Here is a 25,598-nt window from a genome sequence, read left to right as displayed (position 1 = left end):
GTTAAAAAATTAACGCATCGTACAACGGCAATTACTAAGTCCTTGGAAGATATCTAATCCAATAGTTACCATATGTGTTCCTGTGCTGTATGCTTGAATATCATTCAGAATTAATTGATACGAATAAGCGAAGTAAAAACTTCCTTTTTTCAATCCAACCATTGGTCCGATGTTTAATGGACTAAAGAACTGATCATTTAAGAAACGGTAGCTTATTCCTGCCCAATAATAGTCCTCAAAGTCCCAATAACGAACTTTCATATTAATGTCGGTACTAGACCTTCCATCACTTTCAAAATACTGAAAGAAAGCAGATGGTTCCCATTCAAAATCAGAACGGATATTCTTTTTATATCGATACCCAGAGTACACGTAGTAGTTTCTTAATCGATTTGGTTCTTTAATAGCAAATACATTAAGCTCTTTATTTAAAATATTGGAAGCATTGAAACTAGCAAAGAATCCGCCACTACGATACAAAATACCGACATCAAAATTATGATTTGTAGTAGATCTATCATCCGTAATACTTGGGTCTCCAGAAACATTAAAGTTATTAATATCGAGACGAAACTGATTAATATTATAAGAGATTCCAAAGGAAAGGAAACGGTCTTCAGCATCATCTATTGTAAGGTGATGCGCAAAAGAAAGCCGTGCTCCCATTTGCCTTGTGTTTCCATTTTTATCATTATAAAATAAGGCTCCTACTCCAGATTTTTGTCCTAAACGAACATCCCCAACAAGGGTTTGGGTATCTGGCGCATCCTCGATACCCACCCATTGTGTTAAGGCATTTCCACGAATTTTTACATAATCTCCAATTCCAGCATACGTTGGGGAAATTACAAATTCGTTATCTGCTAAATATTGCGTAAACGTAGGAAGCGTTAACTCCTGGGCTTTAACAGAAATTCCTACGGTGATTGCTATTATAAAAAGATACTTTTTCATCATTATTTCTTTATCTGTAAAGTGTAAAATGTCCAACAAACTCTCTATCGTCACTAGCTCCATTAAGCTTGATAACATACCAATAATCTCCTGTTGGTAATAGTGATCCGTTATAAGTACCATCCCATTCGTCTCCGATGCGAAGTTCTGCGATAACTCTTCCGTAACGATCGTAAATCTTAGTGACAATATTTGGGTATAGGAGTGTGTTTCCAGGAGTCCATGTATCGTTGTTATTATCTCCATCAGGAGTAAATACATTTGGAATATCAATATCAATGAATGTCATTGCTATCTGCGCCATTACTTCACAGCCATTAGCATCAATAACTTTAACTTGATAAGTACCCGTTTCTCTAATTACATATTCAGGATCGCTACCATTAGAAACTCCATCTATAAAATACTCGTAAGGAGCAGATCCTCCAGAAGGCTCTATTGTAAACTGGTTAATATTACTCTGTCCTACAGCTAAGTTTAATGGATCGATAGCGTCTACTGTAAAGTCAACTTTTCTTTCGCATCCAAAATAAGAAACAGTAACAGTATGCTCTCCAGGCGCAACATTCTTAAATACATTTTCAAATTGATCTTCGCCATCATCCATCTTGTAAATAATCTCTTCTAACCCTTCTTGAGCCAACGTTATTTCAACCTCATTTGCTGAGCTATTATTTAAGCATGTAAGGTTTACTTCGGCTTTAGGTGAAAGGTCAACAGATTTATCTAACGTTACAATAACATTGGTAGAGCATCCATTAGCATCTTTAATAAATACAACATAAGTTTCTCCTCCTTCTAAACCTTCAAACATCGTTTTACTCAATTCAAACTTATCGTCATCTTGTGTATTTAATGCCGTGTAGTAAGGCGCCGTTCCTCCTTCAATATTAATTTCAAAGCTTCCTGTTTTATCACCTTGACAAAATTCCTTCTCTAAGATATTTGCTTTTGCGGAGATAGCTTTTGGTGCTTTAATCTCTTTCTTATAAACAAATGGATTACATCCTTTAGAATCTTGAGCAATTATAGTGTACGTTCCAGGCTCTAAATCTTCAAAAACATTTTTGCTTTGGAATTGATCTAGGTTTGGAGAAATAGCATATTGATACTCTCCTGTACCTCCTTGAAGTTCAAGTTCTATTCTACCCAAATCATCAGAACACATAGGATTGGTAATTACAGGCTCCTTAGAAGTTAACTCATTTCCTTCTTCTATCTGTACACGCTCTTCAGCAATACAATCTCCACTCTCAACTCCAACATAATATACACCAGCAGGCAAATTGCTAAACGTATTTTCTTCTTGTTGAGGCACCACAACTACGCTTCCAGAGACATCATATAACGTATATAAATAATCTCCTAAACCACCAGCAACATCTACTTTTATAAATCCTGTAGCTTCCGCATAACAACTCACATCTGTTACTACTGTAGGTGTAATTTTTATCGGTTGAATTGGTTTCGTTACTACTGCATTAGAAACATCAGAAATACATTGATTTCCGTCTCTAACAAAGTATTGATGTGTTACTTCCGTAGTGATTGGTTGTGGTACAGAAATATTAATACTATTTCCTCCCATACTAACCCATGGTCCGTTTGCAGAAGTACTATATTCATATCCACTTCCTGTACCTCCACTAGCGGTTAATTCTAGGGTAGCACCGGTATTACATGTATTATTTTTATCTATTCTTAATGCTGAAACAACTTCGTTCGGCGCAGTAATAGTTACAGGATTCGTATCAGAATCACAACCATGGTTATCTGTTACGGTTACACTGTAGTTTCCTTCTTGAAGTCCTGTAAACGTATTAGATGTCTGTGCAGCATTACTACTTACAATAGTTCCACTAGCATCTAAAATGTTTAAAATATAAAGATAGTTTGCTGAAGGATCTATCTCTGGTCTTCCTCCAGTAACACTATTTACTGTAATACTTGCTGTAGTTTCTCCTTCGCATTGAATTACATCTGCTTGAATTGCTGATGCTGCAATGGTATTTGGCTGCTCAAGTAATAATGTTGTGAAGACATTATCACATCCTTCATAATCTCTAACATATACATTATATGTTCCTGCTGAAAGTGATTCAAATACATTATCCTCACTCCATGACTGAAGTACGTTTCCGTTAGAATCATCTACTAACTGATACTCAAAGAAACCATATCCTCCAGTTGCCGAAGCTGTAATTTCACCACTGTCTGTACATGAGATGAATTTTGAAATCTCAGCATCAAGTGTTAATGGTTTTTCTGATTGGTTTATAGTGAAATATGCTCTATTGCTACAGAAAGGTGTATCTGTTTGCGAAACTTCAACATAATAAGCTCCTGCAAATAAATTAATTCCGCTATTATCAGTTTGGTTTCCAGATTTCACGAAAGAATCATCTTCTGCATTATAAATACTCCAAGTAAAGTTACCAGTATAAGTAGCATCTATAAGTTTAACATCTACAATTCCAGTCTCAGAATCAAAACACAATACATCTTGGATCTTTTCAACCTCAACTTCAAATGTGTTAGGATCTTTAAGTGCCGCTGTTGTTTTTAATTGACAACCTGTAGCAACATTTGTAACAGTAAGTACATAATTTCCTTTATTTAAACCTGAGAATGTATAATTATCAGCATTTACAGGTAAAGAAGCTTCTGTACTTCCATCTGGCTTACGTATTTCGTATATAAAGTTTGCACTACCAATAGACGATTCTAATACAGCATTTACTGTAATTTCTCCATCTCCTGTATTACATGTAGGCTGAATAACGTTTGTTGTTAAAGCATCTAATCCTACATAAGGATCTATTGTTACAGAAGTGCTTACTGGAGAACAGCCATTTTCATCAAATACGCTTACTGTTACTTCTCCTCCAATTGGATTAGAGACTAAATATTCTAAGCGTGTTGAATTCTGTGTTTTATCATCAGAAAGGTCACTTGGCGTTCCATTATCGTATACAAACTCATACCTAAAGTTTCCTGTTCCTCCAATTGGTGCAGTTGCAATTACTTTTGCAATAGAGTTTATATTAGTACTTGGAGTACATGTAAACTGATCTACAGAAGCAGTAAGTCCTACTATTTCTGTTGGCTGTGTAATTATTTCAGAAATCGTTTCAGTACAAGCATTTGTTGTTGACGTTGCTGTTACTGTATATGATGTTCCTGCTTCAGTTCCTTTTAGATCACTAAAAGTAGCTTCATAACTTGGAGCTGTATTATCTGGAGCTACTGAAACTGTCAGACCATCGATATCTGTAATTTCAAAGGTAAATGGCCCCGTCCCATTATCTATTGCAGCAACTGTAATACTTCCGTTTTCTGCTTGATAACAAGTAACATCCTCTTTAGTTATAGAAAGTTGTGGAAATAGTTTTTCAGGAACATTTACCGTTTTTTCTATCGCACAACCAACATTAGTATCAGTTACCGTTATAATATAATCTCCTGCTTCTGAAGCTCCATTCCAAGTAAAAGTATTTGCAGATGCAGATCCTGTTCCAGTTACACCGTTTGGTCCTACAATAGAATAGTCATAATCTCCAGATCCTGCTATGTCAGCTACAGTAATTACTGCATTTCCAGCTGGCGTTGGCATTTCACAATCTAACAACGTAGTTACTTGCGCACTGAAATTTAATGGGACAATAGTAATCGCAGTTGCTGTGGTATAAGAACAACCATTAGCATCAATTATCCCAATAGTATGATTCCCAGGATTCAGTCCATGGATTTCATAAGTGTCATCTGTTTCAAAAGTTACATTTCTAACAGCACCATTAACCGTTAAACTATATGGAGGTGTTCCTATATCTGTTAGTGTTACCGTAATGTCATATCCATTAATTGGATCACAACTATCTGTAACCGCTGCGCTAATTGCTAATGCAGGCGGGTTAATAATTTCTATTTCTTTTATGTCCTCACAACTTCTATTAGAAGTAGTGATAACTCTGTAAAAACCAGCAGGTAGATTAGTAAACACTGTATTGTTCCCTGTTTGAGTAGCAACAACGCCACCACTTACTAAATTACCATTAAGGGCATCTATTTCATATAAATTATAGGTGTAAGGAGGCTGATCGTTCGAAGCATCTAATAATACTTCTATAGAACCATCTGTTGCATCATGACAGGAAATATCTTTCTTATCAAGGTTAAAATCAACTGGAGTTGGAGCTTCAAGAGAAATTGTTTGCTCCTTGCTACAATTTGTTGTTCCGTCTGTTACTCTTACAATATAATTTCCTTCTGGAACTGCTGTAAACTGACTTCCAGTGGCAGTAATTCCAGATCCAGTTCCATCAGCTTTAAATAATTCTACCGTATTTGTTCCAGATCCTCCAGAAACTGTATAATCTATTATTCCTCCTGTTCCACAGATAGGTTGTGTATTCACAGAGGCTGATAATTTTAATTCTGGTAAAATGGTAAGTGTTTCTGTTTCTCCACACCCATTAATATCTTTTATTTCTACTGAATGTAATTGTGCTTTTAATCCAGAGAAAACTACTGGGAATGCAGTAACATTTTGGAAAGGAGCTCCATTTAAACTAATTCTATATGGAGGCACTCCTACATTTACTGCATCTGTTAAAGTTGCTTCGATTGAGAATGCTCCTTCTACAGCACATTCATCAACAAGGGATAAAGTGATATCTGGAATAGTTTCAGTAGCAACATTTACATTTAATGGAGATATTACAATACATCCTTTAGAGTCTTTAACATAAATATCCCATGATGGCGTTGCTGGATCTAATTCTAGCGTGTTATCCGAAGTAAAAGTATTAGGCTCTCCTGCTCCTTGAGCTACTGCCTCATAAGTGTATGGTGCTGTTCCTCCTGTTGCCTGAACCGTTACAATAGCGTTAGATTCATTACAATTTGCATTGGTGTTCGATATTAATTGAAGAGCTATCTCTTCTGGAGCGTCTATTGTTACTTTATTAGAGATTTCACTACATAAAGGAGTTTCAGTCTCTGTTATTTGTACGGAATAGATTCCACTGTCTAATGTTGAAGAAGCTATAAAGGTATAAGGATCAGAAGTTGCAGTTTCATTTCCTGAACCTCCACTTACAAAACCTCCAGCACTATCTAATATTTGATAACTAAATGTTCCTGTATACCCAGTAACTGTTACAGTTATTTCTCCATCATTACTATTGCTACACGTTTCGTCTACTGTAACCTCTACTGTAACACCTATTAAATCGTAGGGTGCAACGGTATGTTCTACAATAGCAGAACAATTGGTTGTAGTATCATAAACTTCATAAACATATTTACCAGGCGATGTAATAACAATATTTGTTGGGTCTGCTACTGGCGTTCCGTTAGGCAATTCGGTATATGTATAATTTGTGGATCCTCCTATTACATCAATTGATATAATTTCTTCACCATTACTACAATCTATTCCTTGTTTAGTTGAAATAGAGGCAGTAACTTTTTGCATTGCTGGAATAGTAACTGATACATCATCTTCACATCCATTAGCATCTTTTACTACTACACTAACCGAAGGCGAACCATAAGCTACACTAAATGTACTTTCTGATTTAAAAGTAGCTCCTCCGTCATAACTGTATAAATAAGGTCCCGTTCCTGAAGGGTTTCCAGAGGCATCGTCTAGAATATTTACAGTTACAACGCTAGCACTCTCATCACAAGTATAAGCGCTTGCTGAAGCAGTGATGGCTAATTGTGATGGCTCTCCTAAAGTAATTTCTTTAGTTGTTTGACACCCTTTATTTGAAATAACAGTAACCTCATAAGTTCCAGCTTCTAAACCATCAAAATGATTACTAGCTACAGGAGTTCCTGCTACCGATCCTTTAAGGGCATATGTGTATGTATATGGTACATCTACATTCCCTGGATTTAGATTAACAGTTATTGTTCCGTCATTACCTGCATTACAACTTATATCTGTTCCTACTAAAGCAAATGTTGGCGCTACTGGTGTTGGTAACGTAATTGTGGTTTGCTCAGTACAACCAGAATCTACATCTGTTATATTAAAATTATATGATGTACTATCATCTAAACCAGTAAAAATACCCGTTGTATTTGTTGCACCTGTTTCAATTAATTCAAAAGAGAAATTCCCTGAACCACCAGCTACTGTAATTGTTACTTCTCCAGAATTTCCTGGCACGCAAGTTTCTGAAGCAGTAATTGAAGGTTCTATATCTAACGGAGCATATACTTCCGTAGAGATAATTTCTCCACAGCCATTACTGTCTTTTATTTCAAAAATATGTGTGCCAGAAGTTACTAACGAATATCCTTGTGTGCTTCCGGTACTAGTAAAGTTTGTTACTTCAATAAAGGCTCCTCCATCAACACTTACATAATATGGAGCAACTCCTTCTGTACCCAATGTTAGGGTTACATTGAAATTACTCTCAGCAGCTGTACATTGGTTGGTTGTAGTTGCCGATATAGTTGGAGTTGTATCTAAAAGTACCGATACATCATATTCTTTAATACAATTATTAGCATCTTTTACATAAACCGTATAGTCTCCAGCTTCTACATTTGCAGTAGAGTTGGTAGTCCAACCTCCATCTGTTGCACTTGGAATTGCAGCCGTTCTATCTAAAAACTGATATTCATAAGGTGCTGTACCATATTTTGCTGTTGCTGTTATAACACCCGCATTTGTAGCACAATTATCATTTGTTGCAGCAGCTGTTAGTTCTAAAGCTCTTGGAGATTCATTAATAATAAATGTATCTGAAGCATTGCTACAACCTGAGTTTGTACCTCCAATTTCTTCGAAATAAATATAATATTCTCCTGGAGCAAGCCCTCCTTGTGTGGTTGCTACTCCTTCTGTAGTAGAACCTGTTATGGCTGTTCCTGTATAATTATTATTATCATAGATTTCATAATTAATAGAGGTTGCATCTGTTGAAGATGGGTCGACAGTAAAAGTTACTGAACCGTCACCTCCGTTTACACAGGTAACATTACTTTGTGCATCTATAATAGCCACTAATGATGAATTAGCCGCCACATCTACCGAAGCTTCCTCTACAAATTCACATCCTGTATTTGCATCATGGACTATAAATGTATAACTAACTCCTGGATCTAAATTTGTAAATGTATAAGCTGTATTAAATCCTAAGTTTTTAGGGTCATCTGTGGCTTTATACCAATTAGAACTTGTTGGAGAAAATGGGTCTACATTTGGATATGTAGCAAAATAAAAATCTCCCGAAGTTAGATTCCCATCTGTAGTATTTGCCTCTACTGTCATAATCCCTGTTCCAGGTAAACATGCAGGTATAGTAGATGCTGATAGTATTAAATTAGGTGGATTTCCTACAGTTATTGTTTCTGTATAATCACATCCATTAGCATCTTCAACTCTTATAATATAATCACCATAATTAAGATTATCGAAAATGTGACTATTTGAACTTAAAGATGTATTATGGCTATCAGAATAAGAATAATCATCTTTTCTTATTTCATATGTAAAAGGGGCTGTTCCTCCTGTAGCATCTATAGTTATAGATCCTAAACTCATTCCTACTCCTACGCCGCCACAGGTGATATCAACTTTTACTGCATTTGCTGCAATAGGCGCTAATTCTGTTATTTCAACATTAAATGGTGCTGACTCACAACCTTTAGCATCTGTTATAATAACAATATATTCTCCCGCTGGTAAATTAGTAGTTTGGGTCCCTTTGGAATTTACAGGGTTTCCTGCGCCATCATCTTCAAAAACCTCTATTGTATAAGGAGAAACTCCCACAGAATTATCAATTTGAACCTCTAAAGATCCTGTTTCGCTACCATTACAAGTAACATTTGTAGGGATGACATTTGAAATTACTGGAGTAGAAATCGGTGCTATTTCCTTCTGAGTTGTTACCTCACAACCTTGAGCATCTGTTATTTTGAACAAATATGTCCCCTCAGAAGCTGGATTATATGTAAACATATTTCCTGTAAAAGTATTAGATACAGGCCAAGTTGAGCCTCCATCAGTACTTACTTCATAAACTGCGTATGGAGTGTAACCTCCTGTTAGAGTAACTTGTATCTCAGCATTAGGGGAAGCGGTACAATCTAAACTTTTTGTAATTAAACTACTAGCTGATAGTTGAGTCTCTATTGTAGTGGATACAGCACTAGAAGTACATCCGTATGCATCAATAACTTCAATATTGTAAGTTCCAGGTAATAGATCTGAAATTGTAAACGTTCCACCTGTAAGTGTTAGAGCATTTGATTCTCCTCCATTTATTGTATAAGTAAATGGAGCTATTCCTCCCGTTACACTAATGTCTAATGACGCTCTATTTGTGGAGTCATAGCAAACAATAGAAGAAGTTTCGATAGCAATAGATGGCGGTGTTGCAGGGTCTAAAGTAATTGGTTTACTTATTTCGCAACCTTTTCCATCTTTTACAAAAACAGTATATGTTCCTGCAGCGATATTTGTAAACGTATTATTTTTTTGATATCCTTTAATAACCGTAGTTCCTGCAGCATCTGATAATTGATATTCATAACTACCCCATCCATCAGTTGCGTTTACAGTTATTGATCCATTAGTAAGACATGTTACATCAGTAATTGTGGTTCCAAAGTCTAATGCAACTGGTTCTTTAATTGTAATTGAAGTATCTACAGTACAATTTGTGGTTTCATCTGTAACTGTAACTGTATAAGTTCCAGCAGATAAATTTGAAATTGTATTTGTGGCTGTCGAAATTCCCGTATTAGAATCGATAGAAGTCGATGCTCCATCTGTAACATCGTATGAATACGTAGTAACAAAATCGCTTACTTCAAAAATAAATTCTCCGTCAGAAGCTCCATTACAAATTACATCTGAAGAATCTGATATTCTTACTGCAACTCTAGGGATATCGTTAATAGTAAAAGTATCTACTATTTCACAACCTTTAGCATCAGTCACTTTAAAAGTGTACGTTCCAACTGCTAGATTAGAAAATATATTATTTGTTCCATTATCTACTACGCTTCCTGATGGAGCAGTAATTTCATAATTAAAAGGTGTATTTCCTCCTACAACAGAAACTTCAACATCTGCCTGAACAGCTGGACATGTAAGTGCTGTTGCAGTAAAGTCTAATTTTGTTGGTTTATTTAATGGATCTATAGTGATAGAAGCAGTAGCTTCACATCCGTTCTCATCTTTTACAGTAATTGTATATGTTCCAGCAGTAATTCCAGTACTAAAAGTATCTGAAGTTTGGAAATTATTTCCGTCAATACTAAATTGATATCCAGTAGTTCCTGGTGTTCCTCCAGAATATCCTGTCAATTGAATAGTTGCTGAACTATTGTCACAACGGTAATCTGTAACAAGGCTTACTGTTCCTGGAATAATAGGATCTGGAGCATTTACTGTAACGTTACCACTAGTAACACAACCTTTATCATCTGTTACTGTGTATGCATATGTTCCAGCAGCAAGACCTGCATATTTAGTTTGCGAGGATGCTGTTCCTCCATTAAAAACAATACTATATGGAGCATTCCCTCCAGAAATTTGTAATTCTACCACTCCATCAGTACTATCACTACACAATGGCTCTGTAACTAAAGGATTAACTGTAGCTGGCGTGTTTTCTGTAACTACAACTGCATTTGTTGTAACTGTACATCCTTCTGTATCTGTTATTAAAAATGTATAAGAACCAACAGATGTAGTTGTATATGTAAACGGATTCGAAGTAACTGCAGCATCAGCTCCTTGAGAAGCTCCATCTAAAAGTACTTGATAAGTATACCCTGGATAACCATCTGTAATAGTTACTTCAATTTCAGCATCATTTGTAGCACTACAATCTAAATCTTTAATCAGGTTAGCATTCGCTGCAATTTTATCATTAATTACTATTGGAGTGCTACTTGTAGCAGAACATCCGTTAGCATCTGTAACCTCAACAGTATATGAACCTGGAGTCAAATTATTAAAAACGTTAGCCGTTTGATATGCTCCACCATTAATTTTATATTGATATGGAGCCAATCCTCCTGTAGCTGTAGCTGTTAAACTTACGCCTCCATCAGCATAACATAAATCTGAAGTAGCTGCAACAGTCACTTCTGGCAATGCTGCTTTTTTAAGTGTAAAAGGATTTTTAGATTCACATCCTCCTGCATCGATTGTTGTAACTATGTAATCTGTTTCAACAGTTAAATTATTAAAAGTACGATTGCTTTGTGGTCCTACAGAAATAGTTCCGTCCGTAGACTCTAATAAATAAGAATAAGAACCCCAACCATTTTCAGCAGTTACTTTTACACTCCCACTATTGGTACATGTGATGTCTTTAACAACAATCGAAGAAGTAAGTTTAGCTGTAGGCTCTTCAATAGAAACAGTGATCTCTTCTGAGCAACCATTACCATCAGAAACTACAACTTGGTGATTTCCTGTTGTCAATGAACTTATATCAAATGAAGGTGAAGTTAAATTTAAAACTGGAGCTCCTCCATCTAAAGTATAACTATAAGAAGTTTCAAAATATTCTACTGTAATTGTAGCTGCACCATCTGCATCTTCAAAACATGAAATATTAGTTTGAGAAGAAACCGATAAGCTTAGCTGTTCATTAATTTTAATTTGTTTTGTTTCAGAACATCCGGACCCATCCTTTACATAAACATTATATGTTCCAGGAGTAAGATTATTAAATGTATATAATAATGGTGTAGCTGCACTTGCATTACGCCAAGTGCTATTATCCAAACTAAACTGATAATTTCCGTTACCTTCTTTAACTGTAACTGTTATTTCTCCATTTTTTCCATTGTAACATTCTACAGCAGAAAGATCAAAATCAACAGTTTTTGGAGGGTTTACAGTAACATTTGCCTCTACAGGGCTAACACATCCATTTTCATCTTTAACAGTTATTGTATAATCTCCAGCATTAGCAATTCCTGTTATAGTAAATTTATTATTTGCTTGGAAAGCAGTTACTATTCCTCCTGTATTTTCTAACTGATATTCGTAAACTCCTACTCCACCTTCTGCTTTTGCAGTAATTACAGCAGTATAGTTGTTACTACAAGTCATTTGAGAAGTCACATTTGCAGAAACTGTGATAGGATCTGGCATTTCTATTGTAGCATCAAAATCTGCTACACAATTAGCTGTATCTCTTACATCTCGTACTTGTACATTATAACTTCCAGCTGGTAAGTTTTCTATTTTAAGAGGAGAAGATGTTTGCGTTGTAGACCAAGTAACTCCATTATCAATCGAGTACTGAAATCCTTCTGTAGTATCGAAATTCTCAACTTCAAACTCTATAACTCCTTCGTTCTCACCACTACAACTAGCATCTGTAACTCCGTTTAAATTAGCTGCAAAACCTTCACCATCAATAATAATATCAATATCTACAGTTAAATCACATTTCTCTGGAACTTGATACGCAAGAATATCGTCAATAGCAATATCATTCCCACTAACCTCGTCATTTTGTGTTCTAATTACAATATCTAATTCGTCGTTATTTCCAGGGTTTAATTCAACCGCATAATTAATCCAAGTATTGGCATCGATATGTCTGGGAATTCGGTCCGTATTTGTTTCAGCAATTACAGCTCCATCTGTTCCTACTAATTGAATTACTAAAAATGGATCATCCCTATTTGTAGTCCCTTCTCCAATTAAATTAAATGCTTCTAACTCTACACTAATGTCTTGATTTGGAACTACATCATAAACTCTTTTCTTAAAAATTACACCATTAACTCCAGCTACACCTCCAATGTTAATCGCCATATAACGACCATTAGGGTTAGTAGGATCGGTGTGATCATTTGGAGAAATCCATCCTAAGAATAATCCTTTTCCTGGATCTATTTTAGAAGTAACACTATATTCTCCATCATTTATTTCTCTATTGTTAGTTCCCCCAGGATCACAAGAACTCGGATCGTTTGGATACTGCGACTCATAACAATATTTAGGGTCGATATATGGACTAGAAGTATTAGCTCCCTGTCCAAAATCTTCATTTAAGAGATTAGAATAAGTAACATAATTTGGATTATTATAATGAATAGTAATTGTATGCTCACCATTAGGTAAATCATTTACATTTAAAGTACTTCCTGAATCTGTAGGAACTCCATTTACATCATAATCATATTCATAATCTGGAACACTTGGCGTTAAAACTATATTACCAGAACCATCACAATTATAAGTATAAGTTACCTCTGCGGTTGGCTCAACAGGTAGTTTAGGAATTGTAACTGTCATTTGAAAAGTACAATCTTCACTATCCTTAACATATAATGTGTGTGTATTTGCAGATAGATTTCCTATTGCTGAATTCCCATAGCTAGAACCGTTATCAAAACTATATGTATATGGAGGTGTTCCTCCTAACGGATTTGTAATTCTAACTTCTGCTAATGTTTCATCACTAGAATTACAACCAGGTAATTTAGATACTCCAGCAGAAGCTGTTAATCTATCTGGCTCTGTTAATGTTATTTTATCTGAAGTAGAACAAGTCTGACTTCCATAACTTTGAGTTACGGTAACTTCATAATTTCTTCCTGCTGCCAATCCTGTAAAATTACCATCTGAAGAATTTACTGTTGAACCATCTGGTTTAGTAAGCACATATGTTAATGAATATCCATTCTTAGAACCATGATTAACTTTTATAATTCCATCATTGGATTGAAAACAACCTAAATTTGTTCTTTCTAAACTCCATGTTATTGGAGGATTGTAAGCGATTGTAACCTCATTTGAAAATGTATTACAATTGTTTTTATCAGTAACTAAAAAGATATATTTCCCTTCCGCTCCTTGACTAATTATAAATTCATCATTTGGATCATTTATGTCGTATTCTGAAGCAGGAATATCATCAATATCGCTATAACTTATTGCTGAAGCTGTTGCGCTAGCAGCTGGAACATAGCTCCAAATAGCATAAGAATAACTAGGAGTACCTCCGCTTGCTGTTAAAGAGATTTTACCGTCATTACAAGCAACGTTCTCATCTATAACTGCGTTTAATTTTAATTCTGTTGGTGCTGTTAATGTTACATCTATAATGTCTTCACATTTATCGATTGTAGTAACTTTTACCTTATAATCTCCAGGATCTAAACCTACAAACACAAAATTATTATCATCTGTTTGTCTTTCTTCAGCTACAATATCTCCATCACTATCTGTTAAAACATACGTATACCATGCTCTGGCATCATCTACGGTAACGTTAATAGATCCTTTATCATCAAAACATAGTGCGTTTTTAGGAGTTGCACTAACATCAAAAGCTCTATCTGCAATTATTACATTTTCGAATTTAAATAAACAAGGCTCTCTATCTCCTGCATTAATGTCGATTCCTTCTTGTCTTATATAAACATTATAAGTTCCTGCAACATTAACAGTAAAAGACGTTGTTGTTTGCCAAGCAGCAGTAGAAGAATTAAATGCTGATGATGCCAATCCAATAGCATACTCATAACCATTACCAACTCCAGAAATTTCTATTTTTCCTTGCGTTTCACAAATAATATCTTGTATAGCTATTTTTGGATCTACAGAATTTTCATAAGATTTAAAATAGAATCTATTAAAACAGTTATTTTGATATCTTACCTCTAATCTATATTCTCCAGGACCATCTAATAAATACTGATCTCCAGTTCCAACAGTATTCCAAGTACAAGAATTATCTCTTGTAGGACAATCTTCAACATCAGAAAGTGCAGCACAGCTTTCATCTACTTTTTGCCATACTAATTCTATAGCATCTGGGAAACTAACATTAAGATTTCTATCATCATTGGTTCCACATAAAAAGAATTTTGGAAGTTGCGTTCCATCATTTGTACAGGTAACTATTTCATCTGCTACATCTGCAAATGGACTTTCAAGGTTATTACTTCTTGGGATTACAGTAATAAACTCATCAAAGTCTTTACAAGGCTCAGTTATTTTCTTTTCAACTTTATATTTTCCGAAGTTAGTAGCAGTATAGATATTTGCATTAGAACCTTCTATAACACCTGTTAATGCTCTATAAGTTCCATCTGGATTCTGAAAAAACCATTGGTAAGTATCAAAACCTTCTCCAGCAATTAAATCTACGGAATCTCCACACATTGCAATTTCTCTTTCAAAATTACATTCATCGAGATTAGGTAAGAAATTTGTAGATCCTGGAATACCAAAATTACAATTATCGAATCCTGATACACTTGGATCTTCAGAGATTTCATTATCATTTAAAACACCTCTATAAGAAGCATAAGCTAAATTCTGAATGATATTAGAACAAGCGTCTCTCAACTTATCACAGTCTTCTTGTACTTGAACATTAATTGTAATTGTATATAAAGACCTATCTACTTCAGCATAAATATCTGGAATTGAAAATATGATTTCATTTGAAACAGGATCGTGTGTATAAGTAATGCTATTTACTCCAATTGCATCTGGAAGATTAACGCTTAATAAATTTACATTTTTAGGAAGAATATCTTTAATTGAAAAATTTGTCCCGTCATCATTTCCAATATTATCAAAAGAAAGGGTATATTTTATTTCCTCCCCTAACGCAACTTCTTTTCCTTGAATATCATTATTATCAATGTCAAAAACATTCTTAGCAAGCTGCATGTCTGGTTCTATTACCTCTACAGAAAAAGAACTAAAAAATATATCATATTTATCTTGTGTAGAACTAGCTCTTAAAACAGCTGCTGTTTCATCATTTGGAATTACTTTATTATTTGGATTGTCTATTGTAAATAAATCTACATCCCAACCTAAAGTATTTCTACTGTTTGGGTTTCTAGTATTAACAATGCTGTTTTCGATTGTTATATTACTATTAAAAAAATTGTCTTTTGGGTTTGCACTATTTCCAAGAGTAGTAAATGAGTTATTTTTACTAGACTTTATTGAAAGTTTATCTCCGGTAATACGGTTATCTCCTTCTAAGGTAGCTACTGCCATCTTTGCATTTACAGGAAAAGGTTTAGGTAAAGTAATAAACCCATCATAAGGAATATCTACACTTTGTCTACTTTTTATACCCGCATAACCATCAAATGTTGTGATATACTTACCTGCTAATGTAGGATTCTCATATACAATTACTAATGTCCATCCCCCAGATATTCCTCCACTAATAGAACTTCCTGAACTTGCTCTTACATTTGCAACAAAATACTCCCCATCTGGACTTGCTAAAGGTGTAAGTAATGAAGTAACATCTTTATAACATGCATATGGACTATAACTTCCAAAATCGGAGTCGTTATATCCATCAAATAGAATTTCATCTGCTGTTAGGTTAACGTAAGACCCACCTGGAACTTTAAACTTTACTTGATTAAAATCACTACGGTCTCTGTCTTTATAAACTGCAGACCAATATAAACCAGCATATGCAATTCTACTACAGCTTGGATCTGGAATAGATAGTGAAGCACTACTTGAACTAAATGTAGATCCATCAGAATCAACATCTATATATTGCATATTTAAATTGTCATTATAGCTGGAGCTATTCCCCGTAGAATTGTATGGATCTTCTGGTCTATTATTATTTCCAGAATCTCTATTAACAATATTATTTGCAATAAATGTAAGTTCTCCACGCACATTATCTTGATATCTAACGTCGAAGTCATTTTTAACTTGAGCAGATAAAGAAGAGATACATGCATAAAACATGCATGCAAATAGGATACACCTATTTAAGGTAAAGTAGTTGTTTTTCATAGTGTTAAGCTTTGGGGACTTGTTACTATTAATATGTAATTAGTATGTCTTTATTATTCTTTTATAACTAGGTTTTCATGGGCATAATCCATATATCATTCTTATAATTAACGCTTGTGCGATACGAATTTTTGGCTCCTTGCCAAGTATCATATTTACTTAGGTACACATACCTATAATTATTTTTTGGATTGATAAAAATATTTGCATCATAACCTTCACTCTTTAATTCTTTTAAATAGCGTTTGGCATTCTCTTCATCAGAAAAAACATTCGCTATTAAGTAATATCCCTTATTAGGATTACTAATAATATCATTATCTACGGCAATAGCTTCCTCTACAAGATTAATGTGATCCGATTTAAATATACGGTTAACATACCGATTGGTACATTGAGATAATCCGTTGTTTAAAATAGCTACCTCCGTATTGATATTTGGGTTTGTATTTTCTTTATTAAAAATAGGTTCAGTACTATTTTCTGCATCAGCATAGGCTGTATTAGAAATTGGTTTCTGTTGAGATGCATTATCGTTTTTAATATTCATTACCCATACATCCCCATCATATAAACCATTAAACTGAGAAGCATAGGCTGCATTAGCATCTGCTACAGATGAGTATCTTTTTATATACACATATTTCAAATCGCCCTTCTCAAAATAGCCAGCAGAAATCCCTTTACTTTCTAAATCTTGAAGAAACGCGTTAAGATATTTATCGCTTTTAAAAACGTTGGCAATAACGTAAGCTCCATTTTCTACGTCGGTTAGGTTGGTAGTAGATGTTACTAATTTTTTAGTAGCGCTTACGTTAGTTTTGCCACGCTTCGGTTTTGGGGAAACCTCATTATTATTTACGGTATTTGCTTTCGCATAGGAACGCTTATTAGCAGTTCCAATATCATTATAATCACTGTTATATTTTGCTTCCGCCTTTTCGTAGGCATCATTATCTATTTCTTTCATCATAGCAACTGCACGAGCTTTTACTTCTTGCTCATTACCTTTGCCCTTGTTATCATTTACATACTTAATTATATATGCAAAACGCTTATTGATGTCGTTCTTTCTAGCTTCTTCCATCGAATCTTGTTTGAACATCATCTCATCTATGATCATGTTGTTTTCTGCAACTAGATTTCTGAGTCGTTCTATTTCTGCATCCTTATCTGTAATTGTATCTTGAACTTCTTCATTATCTACTAAAAGTAGGTTTTCATCTTCCTCTAAATCTTCAAAAACACGATTTTCACTAAGTGTAGGCTGAAATGAATATGCAAAGTTTACCTCATGAGTAACACCAAAATTTGAAACTTGTCCGCTTATACCTTTTTCAATAGTATAACCTAGAGAAAGTCTGTTTGTAATATTAAATCCTAAACCAGCAGCCAATCCGTAGTAATCATCATATCCTGTTTGAACCCATCCTAATTTTGGTAAGTCTAGAATGATACTTCCAGATAAATTTAGGTCTTCTTCTCCCACTCTTCTAACTCTTGTTAAAGCAGATAATCTAGCATCTTTCATAATACCAGATCCATTTTCAAACCGATTGGTATACATTAAGTGACCCGTAAAAGTTTTATCTTGAAAATCGGTAAGAGATTCGCTTGTTCTTAAGTTATAATCAAATGCATTTTCAGCATAAAAACCAACATCAAACTTCCCTATAGAAAGGTTGATTCCTGGTTGAAAAGATATCAAAGAACCATCTTGTAAGTTTGCAATGGTTGGATCATCTGGCTGAGATGAATTGATATTACCTTTATCTACACCACTATTATAATAAGAAACATTAAAACCAAAAGTAAGATTACTTATTTCGGACAATCGTATTCCGTATGCATAATTTGCCATCACACCAAAGTTAGCAATAGTTCCAAAACGTTGATGATAAACGCTTAAACCTAATCCAGAACGGTCGCCTATTCTTCCTGAATAACTTCCTAAATAAGTTTGATAATTATCATCAAAACTTACCCATTGATTTCTATGATAAAGGTTTAAATATGAGTTGTCTTCATGTACGGTAGAAAAGGTTGGATTAATAACGAAGCGATTAAACTTCAATAAGTTTTGTGCAGGGATATTAATAGAAGCCACAGGCGCATCTTCCTGTGCGGAGACACAGAAAGATGACAGCATAAGTAGGATTAATATGAACCTGTATTTCATTCTTTTTATTTAATTACAGTTATGGTTCCTTGCTTCAAAGTTTCTTTACCTTTTGTTATTTTATAGTAGTAAATAGGCGGTCTACCACCAGAATAGGTAATACTTGAAGACTCAGGCCAGTTATTTTGATAATCGTTTGTTGAATAAACAGGAGCCCCTGATTGTTCGTATATATTTATAGTAATATTTTCTTGATATGCATAAGAGCTAGGAATAATCCATAGGTCGTTATAACCATCTCCGTTTGGAGTAATTACATTTGGCACCACCAAACTAACAACGTCTGTTACTGTTACCTTTTTTGATACTTGACAATCGCCAACCGATACCAATACTATATATTCTCCAACTTCAGATAATGTTACCGAAGCACCATTACTAATAAGTTCATTTTCGGTATTGAACCATTGATAAGAATCTCCTCCAGCAGCTGTAACTACTTTACTATCTCCTTCTGGAATTGCTATAGTTTGTGAAGCATCAATAGTAACTACAGAATCATCAAACTGATTTATTATATATTCATTTGAAGTAACAGAACAACCGTAAGCAGCTATTTCTAACTGATATGTTCCTGAAAGATTTGTAGTGAAACTTGGTGATGACTCTGTTAACTCCACACCATTACGATACCAAACATATTTATATTCGCTATTTACTACGGAAGAATTTATTTCTATCATTTCACCATTTTCACAAGTAACCGTTCCCGTTCCTGTTAATACTGGTGATTCTTGAACTCCTAATTTCACATCAAAAGTATTTGATGTAACCGCTATTCCTCCTTCTAAAGTTATGCTTAATGAATATGCTCCACTAAGTTTCACATCAGAAACAGTGATGCTTGATCCTGTTTCTCCAGCAATAGGATTGTTATTATATACCCATTGGTATTTAGCAGATGTTAATGCTGATTCTGGTAAAACATATGGTGTTCCATCGGAGTCTGTAGTTTCTACATCTCCAAGAATAAGACTTACTGAATTACTTTGGCAAGCAGTATAATTTTCAGCAGCAATAGAAGCCGTGTAATCTGTTGGTTCCGTAACAGTAATAGCATCTGTTGTTCTGCTTGCGGTACAACCTTCTTCTTGTGTGATCTTTGCATAATAATCACCACCTACAGAAACTAAAAGCTTACTATTTGTTTCATTAGCTAATAAAGTACCATTTCTATACCAAGCATATGTTGGTGATACTGCATTGGTATTTGCAATTATTTCTATCGTTTGCTGTGGCAAAACCATAGTTCCTTGTGGTGTCTCTAAAGCAAGATTAAAGCTCCCAGCATTTATTTGAACGACTGATGTTTTCTCATTACACCCTCCCGGTCTTTCAATTTCTACATAATAATCTCCCGCAAAACCTGGGTCGTTACCTTTTACTTCTAGCGTATTGCTATTATTTTTAACTATAAGTTCATCGTTTTTATACCATGCATAAATTACCGTTTCATCAACAAGATCGGTAGTTAATGTATAAGTTTGATCTTCGCAAAGCGATACTTTCTTAGCCCCTATTAATTCAACACCAATCGAGTTTTCTATATAAACCTCAACCAAATTAGAAGCTGTAGAAGTAGAACAATATGTACCGTAATCTATTTCTGCGAAATAAATTCCAGGTTCAGACACTTCTATTGAAGGGCCATTTTCCCCTGGAAGTAGCGACATATCCTTGTACCAATTATAGGCACCTTCATTTGGATAATTATCAACTTCAAGATAAACGGTAGTAGCTTCACAAACGGAAGCTTCTTCAAAATTATTAACTACTAAAGGCTCGGAAACGTTAAGGAAATATGCCCCAAAAGGATTACTTTCTGGACTTACCTGTTTCGGATTTGTACTGCGAACGCGAACTTTGTAATTCTCGCCACGTACATCTTCGGGCATTGCGAATTCAAAATTAAAATCGAATGTGGTGTTTTTGTCACTTACACTTGCAAGTGTTCTTGGAGAATTAAAACTTCCATCTGCACTAGAAAGTTCTATAATAAACTCGTTGTCGGAAGCTACGATTGGAGTAGGATCCCACTTAAATTGGACTGTAAAACTATTAAAGTCTTTGGATGAACAAGCATCTGAGAAACCTAAAATAGGCTTCTTTAAATCTTGCGCTTGTGCAGTTGTAACTCCCATAAGGAGAGACAGTAGGCAAAGACGAATAGAATTTTTGGGTAAAGGTCTATTCATTAGTTCATTTTTTAATTTGGGCAATCACAAAGTAACAACTTTCTATTATAGAAAACCAAAGTTATTAGATTTTTTCAACACTACTGATGTTTTGTGGTGAAACGAGCATTTTTATATGTCTAGAGTGCTTTTAGTAAAGTTATCCACAATCAGTAATCAAAAGATACTAATCGGTTTGTAATATTATCCCCACAAATACAGCGGTTTTTAGAAGTTTTTGCTTTTCATCAATTAAAAGAAAAACAGCTTTAAAATTGTTAATAACTCGAAATTTTGAGGTTAAAAAAATGAAAAATAAGCTCTTTTTGCTGATAAATTCTTGTTTAAAACAAAAGGAATTGATTTATTTAACGAAATTTCATACCTCCTGACGGAGTTCCACTATTTAAATAGGCATGAACATTAAAAATCACTGTAAAATTTACGTAATTTTGCAAGCATAAGTTTTATATAAAATGGCAGAAGAAGAAAAATCATTAAATTTTATCGAGCATATTATTGAAGACGACATTAAAGAGGGCTTCGATAAGGAGAAATTACGTTTTCGTTTTCCTCCTGAACCAAATGGTTATTTACACATAGGGCACGCAAGTTCTATATGTTTAAACTTTGGTCTTGGAGAAAGATATAATGCTCCTGTAAATCTTAGGTTTGACGATACAAATCCAGCCAAAGAAGAACAAGAATATGTAGATGCTATTAAGCGAGATGTAGAATGGCTAGGCTATGAATGGAAAGAAGAGCGTTATGCATCCGACTATTTTCAGCAATTATTCGATTGGGCTGTAGAATTTATTAAAAATGGAAAGGCATATGTTGATAGTCAGACTTCAGAAGAAATAGCAGCTCAAAAAGGAACTCCTACAACTCCTGGAACCGACAGTCCATACAGAAATCGTTCCGTAGAAGAAAACTTAGACCTTTTTCAACGTATGAAAAATGGGGAATTTGATTCTGGAGCACATGTATTACGTGCTAAAATAGATATGAGTTCGTCAAATATGTTGATGCGAGACCCAATTATGTATCGTATTCTACACAAAGCTCATCATAGAACAAATACCGATTGGTGTATTTATCCGATGTACGACTGGACACATGGAGAAAGCGATTATATTGAGCAAGTATCTCACTCCTTTTGTACTTTAGAATTTGGGATGCACCGTGAATTATACAACTGGTTTTTAGAACAAGTTACAGAACCTTCTAAAGTGCAACCAAAACAGCGCGAATTTGCTAGAAGAAATTTAAGTCATACTATTGTTAGTAAGCGAAAATTACTTCGTTTGGTAGAAGAAGGTGTTGTAAACGGTTGGGACGATCCAAGAATGCCAACTATTTCTGGACTTAGAAGAAGAGGATATACTCCTGAATCTATAAAGAATTTTGCTAAAACTATCGGTATTGCAAAAAGAGACAACCTTATTGATGTTTCTTTATTAGAATTTCATGCACGTGAAGATTTAAATAAGAAATCGCCACGTATTATGGCTGTTTTAAATCCTCTAAAGGTTGTTATAACTAACTATCCTGAAAATACCGATGAGTATATTGAAACAGAGAACAATCCTGAAGCAGAAGTACTTACTTACAGAAAAGTTCCTTTTTCAAGAGAAATATACATTGAGCAAGAAGATTTTAGAGAAGAAGCAAACAGAAAATTCTTCCGTTTAAAATTAGGAGGAGAAGTTCGATTAAAGGGTGCTTACATTATAAAAGCTGAAAAGGCTATAAAAGATGATGAAGGTAATATTATAGAAGTTCATTGTACTTACGATCCGTTGAGTAAAAGTGGAAGTGGAACCGAAGAAAGCCAACGTAAGGTAAAAGGTACGCTACATTGGGTTTCTATACCACACGCAACAGAAGTAGAAGTGCGCCAATATGATCGTTTATTTACAGAAGCAGAGCCAGACCGACATGAAGGAAAGGATTTTATGGAGTTTTTAAATCCAAATTCACTTACTGTAATTAAAGGGTATATAGAGCCTAGTATTAATACTGCGGAAGCTGGTGATCATTTCCAGTTTCAGAGAATAGGCTATTTCAGTGTAGATAAAGATTCTACAAAAGACAATATTGTTTTTAATAAAACAGTAGGACTTCGCGATAGCTGGGCAAAATTAGATAAGTCCTAAAATAAATATAAATTATATTCTAAAAGCATCCTTTATAGGGTGCTTTTTTTATTTCTTTAACATACAGTGTTAATAATAGGCTAATTACAGTATTTTATTCGTAAAATTCTCTCATTTTATGTATCTTAGATACTATCAATTAACACATATTATAAATTCAATTCATACAATTATGTCAAGCAACACAGGAAATACACTATTAGCATTATTAACAGGAGCAGCAATTGGTGCTGGGATAGGTATCTTATATGCTCCAGAAAAAGGTGATGTTACAAGAAAAAACATAAAGAAAAATGCTAAAAAGACTCAGAAAGAGTTAGAAAAACAGCTAAAAAAAACAACTTCTCAATTAGGAAGTAAAGCTGATAAGGCAAGAGTAGAGTTTGAAGCTAAATTGGAAGATACATTATCTACAATGAGCTACAAAGCAGATGATATTCTTGTAGCACTAGAAGAAAAGTTAGAAGACTTAAGATCTAAAAATGCAAAACTTCAAAAGGAAGTAAGTAACGCAACAAAATAGACAATAATTTATGTCTTTAAACAACATATCAGATAACGTAGAAGGCCTTAATAAAAGCGCCCAAGAATTCTTGGAAACTAATTATGACTACTATCGTTTAAGTGCATTTAAAAAATTAACTAAAGGGACTACTTCAATGATTACTTTTATAATCATTGGAGCAATCCTTTTTGGAGCCATGCTTTTGCTTACTTTTTCCATCGCTTTATTTTTAGGCGCTTGGTTAGACAACTTAGGGTTAGGATTTTTAATCCTTGGGGCTTCTTACATTCTAATTGCTGTAATTGTTTATTATGGCTTTAGAAAAACTATAGAGAGAAAAGTATTAATGAAAGCATCTAGCGACTTTTTTGACGAAGATTAGACCTTGAAATAATCTAGACTAACGTCTTAAATCGCTGATTTAAATTTTAATACCAACTTATTTTATAACACTAAAAAAATATGAAAGTTTATACTTCTTTTGAAGAGATTGATAAAGACCTAAAGATACTCCGTCTTAAGAAGGATATTTCTAAGGAGGAAATCAAATTGAACTATAACGGTTTAAAAGAAGATCTTGGGTTTTTAAGTGTGGTTGGTAAGGCTGCAAATTTTGTTATTAAAAATGTACTCGCCTTAAAACTATCAAAGAAACTCTTCAAATAAAAATATCTTCCCAAGCTTAGATTACGTTGAAGATGATGTAGAAGGAAGAAAAAAGGGTTGTTGAAATTAATTTCAACAACCCTTTTTGTTTGCTAAGTATTTGACTTAAAACTTATTTCTTCTTAGCGTTCCCGTTATCTTGTTCTTCACGTTGGCGCTTCATCGCCTCCCCTATCTGATTACTTGCAGAAAAAGAAGCAACCATATTATTCAACATATCACTTCCAGCTTGTGGCGAGTTAGGTAATAAAATAAGATTACTATTCGTTTCCTCACCAATAGATTGAAGTGTATCATAATGCTGAGTAACAACAATCAATGCAGAAGCTTCTTGAGAATTGATTCCTACTTTATTTAGTACTTCTACAGATTCTTCTAATCCACGAGCAATTTCACGACGTTGATCGGCAATACCTTGTCCTTGAAGTCTTTTACTTTCTGCTTCCGCTTTTGCTTTTTCTACAATTAAGATTCTAGCAGCATCCCCTTCAAATTGAGCAGCTATTTTCTCGCGTTCTGAGGCATTAATTCTGTTCATAGCTTCCTTAACCTGTGCATCAGGGTCTATGTCTGTTACAAGTGTTTTAATGATGTCATAACCGTAATCTAGCATCGCGTCTTGTAATTCTTCTTTTACGGCAATCGCAATATCATCTTTTTTCACAAAAACATCATCCAACTTCATTTTAGGAACTTCAGCACGAACTACATCAAATACATAAGAAGTAATCTGCTCATGTGGATATTCTAATTGATAAAAAGCTTCATATATTTTACTTTTTAAAACAACATATTGCACAGATATTTTAAGCTTAACAAAAACATCATCCAATGTTTTGGTTTCTACAATAACATCTAGTTGCTGAATTTTTAAGCTCAGACGACCAGCAATACGATCTACTAAAGGAATTTTTAAATGTAATCCGGAATTACGAATACTGTGAAACTTTCCGAAACGTTCAACAGTTACAGCAGTTTGCTGCTTCACCACAAAAAAGGCGCTAAAAAGAATAATCATTCCGAAGAATGCAATAGGTATTAAAAAATACATAGGATATAAAATTTATCAAGTTTATTCATGTAAATTACAAATAAATAGAGAATTTTACACGGATAGCTAGAAAATAATTTATACTGAAAATTTAATAAAAGACTTTTCTTACTT

General features: G+C 34.3%; 9 protein-coding genes. 4 read left to right on the top strand and 5 right to left on the bottom strand.

Annotated features, from left to right (window positions below):
• Nucleotides 1–9: 9 nt before the first annotated feature.
• The 4 genes from JM658_RS02225 to JM658_RS02210 form a co-directional block, all read right to left on the bottom strand.
• The gene (locus JM658_RS02225) at nt 10–957 is read right to left on the bottom strand and encodes a PorP/SprF family type IX secretion system membrane protein (protein WP_449555719.1); all 948 of its coding nucleotides are present in this window, start codon (nt 955–957) and stop codon (nt 10–12) included.
• 7 nt (nt 958–964) lie between these two features.
• Nucleotides 965–16,750 (bottom strand): T9SS type B sorting domain-containing protein, encoded by a 15,786-nt coding sequence (locus JM658_RS02220; protein ID WP_236957595.1) that lies wholly within the window; start codon nt 16,748–16,750, stop codon nt 965–967.
• A gap of 67 nt (nt 16,751–16,817) precedes the next feature.
• A complete protein-coding gene (locus JM658_RS02215) occupies nt 16,818–18,929 on the bottom strand; it encodes a PorP/SprF family type IX secretion system membrane protein (protein WP_236957594.1) in 2,112 nt (703 codons plus the stop codon).
• A gap of 5 nt (nt 18,930–18,934) precedes the next feature.
• Entirely contained in the window at nt 18,935–21,124 is a 2,190-nt protein-coding gene (locus JM658_RS02210) for a T9SS type B sorting domain-containing protein (RefSeq protein ID WP_236957593.1), read from the bottom strand.
• A 455-nt stretch (nt 21,125–21,579) separates the two neighbouring features.
• Here JM658_RS02210 and JM658_RS02205 point away from each other — a divergent pair, with 455 nt between their 5' ends.
• From JM658_RS02205 to JM658_RS02190, 4 genes are all read left to right on the top strand, one after another.
• Nucleotides 21,580–23,262, top strand: coding sequence for a glutamine--tRNA ligase/YqeY domain fusion protein (locus JM658_RS02205; RefSeq protein ID WP_236957592.1), 1,683 nt, complete (start codon nt 21,580–21,582; stop codon nt 23,260–23,262).
• 172 nt (nt 23,263–23,434) lie between these two features.
• On the top strand, nt 23,435–23,785 hold the full coding sequence (locus JM658_RS02200; protein WP_236957591.1) for a YtxH domain-containing protein: 351 nt from the start codon (nt 23,435–23,437) through the stop codon (nt 23,783–23,785).
• A gap of 10 nt (nt 23,786–23,795) precedes the next feature.
• Nucleotides 23,796–24,149: a phage holin family protein gene (locus JM658_RS02195; RefSeq protein WP_236957590.1), complete on the top strand. Its 354-nt coding sequence runs from the start codon at nt 23,796–23,798 to the stop codon at nt 24,147–24,149.
• A gap of 80 nt (nt 24,150–24,229) precedes the next feature.
• Nucleotides 24,230–24,433, top strand: coding sequence for a DUF6327 family protein (locus tag JM658_RS02190; protein WP_236957589.1), 204 nt, complete (start codon nt 24,230–24,232; stop codon nt 24,431–24,433).
• 112 nt (nt 24,434–24,545) lie between these two features.
• On the opposite strand, the gene JM658_RS02185 is transcribed toward JM658_RS02190, so the two are convergent.
• On the bottom strand, nt 24,546–25,484 hold the full coding sequence (locus JM658_RS02185; RefSeq protein ID WP_236957588.1) for an SPFH domain-containing protein: 939 nt from the start codon (nt 25,482–25,484) through the stop codon (nt 24,546–24,548).
• Nucleotides 25,485–25,598: the final 114 nt, after the last annotated feature.

It is taken from the genome of Joostella atrarenae (assembly GCF_021764745.1).
Taxonomy (GTDB): domain Bacteria; phylum Bacteroidota; class Bacteroidia; order Flavobacteriales; family Flavobacteriaceae; genus Galbibacter; species Galbibacter atrarenae.
Note: the sequence above shows the minus strand (reverse complement) of the source record. Positions and strands in the feature narration are given on the sequence as shown.

Excerpts from the sequence above, each read along its gene's own strand:
- JM658_RS02225 (WP_449555719.1), bottom strand. The coding sequence starts at position 957 with ATGATGAAAAAGTATCTTTTTATAATAGCAATCACCGTAGGAATTTCT.
- JM658_RS02220 (WP_236957595.1), bottom strand. The coding sequence starts at position 16,750 with ATGAAAAACAACTACTTTACCTTAAATAGGTGTATCCTATTTGCATGC.
- JM658_RS02215 (WP_236957594.1), bottom strand. The coding sequence starts at position 18,929 with ATGAAATACAGGTTCATATTAATCCTACTTATGCTGTCATCTTTCTGT.
- JM658_RS02210 (WP_236957593.1), bottom strand. The coding sequence starts at position 21,124 with ATGAATAGACCTTTACCCAAAAATTCTATTCGTCTTTGCCTACTGTCT.
- JM658_RS02205 (WP_236957592.1), top strand. The coding sequence starts at position 21,580 with ATGGCAGAAGAAGAAAAATCATTAAATTTTATCGAGCATATTATTGAA.
- JM658_RS02200 (WP_236957591.1), top strand. The coding sequence starts at position 23,435 with ATGTCAAGCAACACAGGAAATACACTATTAGCATTATTAACAGGAGCA.
- JM658_RS02195 (WP_236957590.1), top strand. The coding sequence starts at position 23,796 with ATGTCTTTAAACAACATATCAGATAACGTAGAAGGCCTTAATAAAAGC.
- JM658_RS02190 (WP_236957589.1), top strand. The coding sequence starts at position 24,230 with ATGAAAGTTTATACTTCTTTTGAAGAGATTGATAAAGACCTAAAGATA.
- JM658_RS02185 (WP_236957588.1), bottom strand. The coding sequence starts at position 25,484 with ATGTATTTTTTAATACCTATTGCATTCTTCGGAATGATTATTCTTTTT.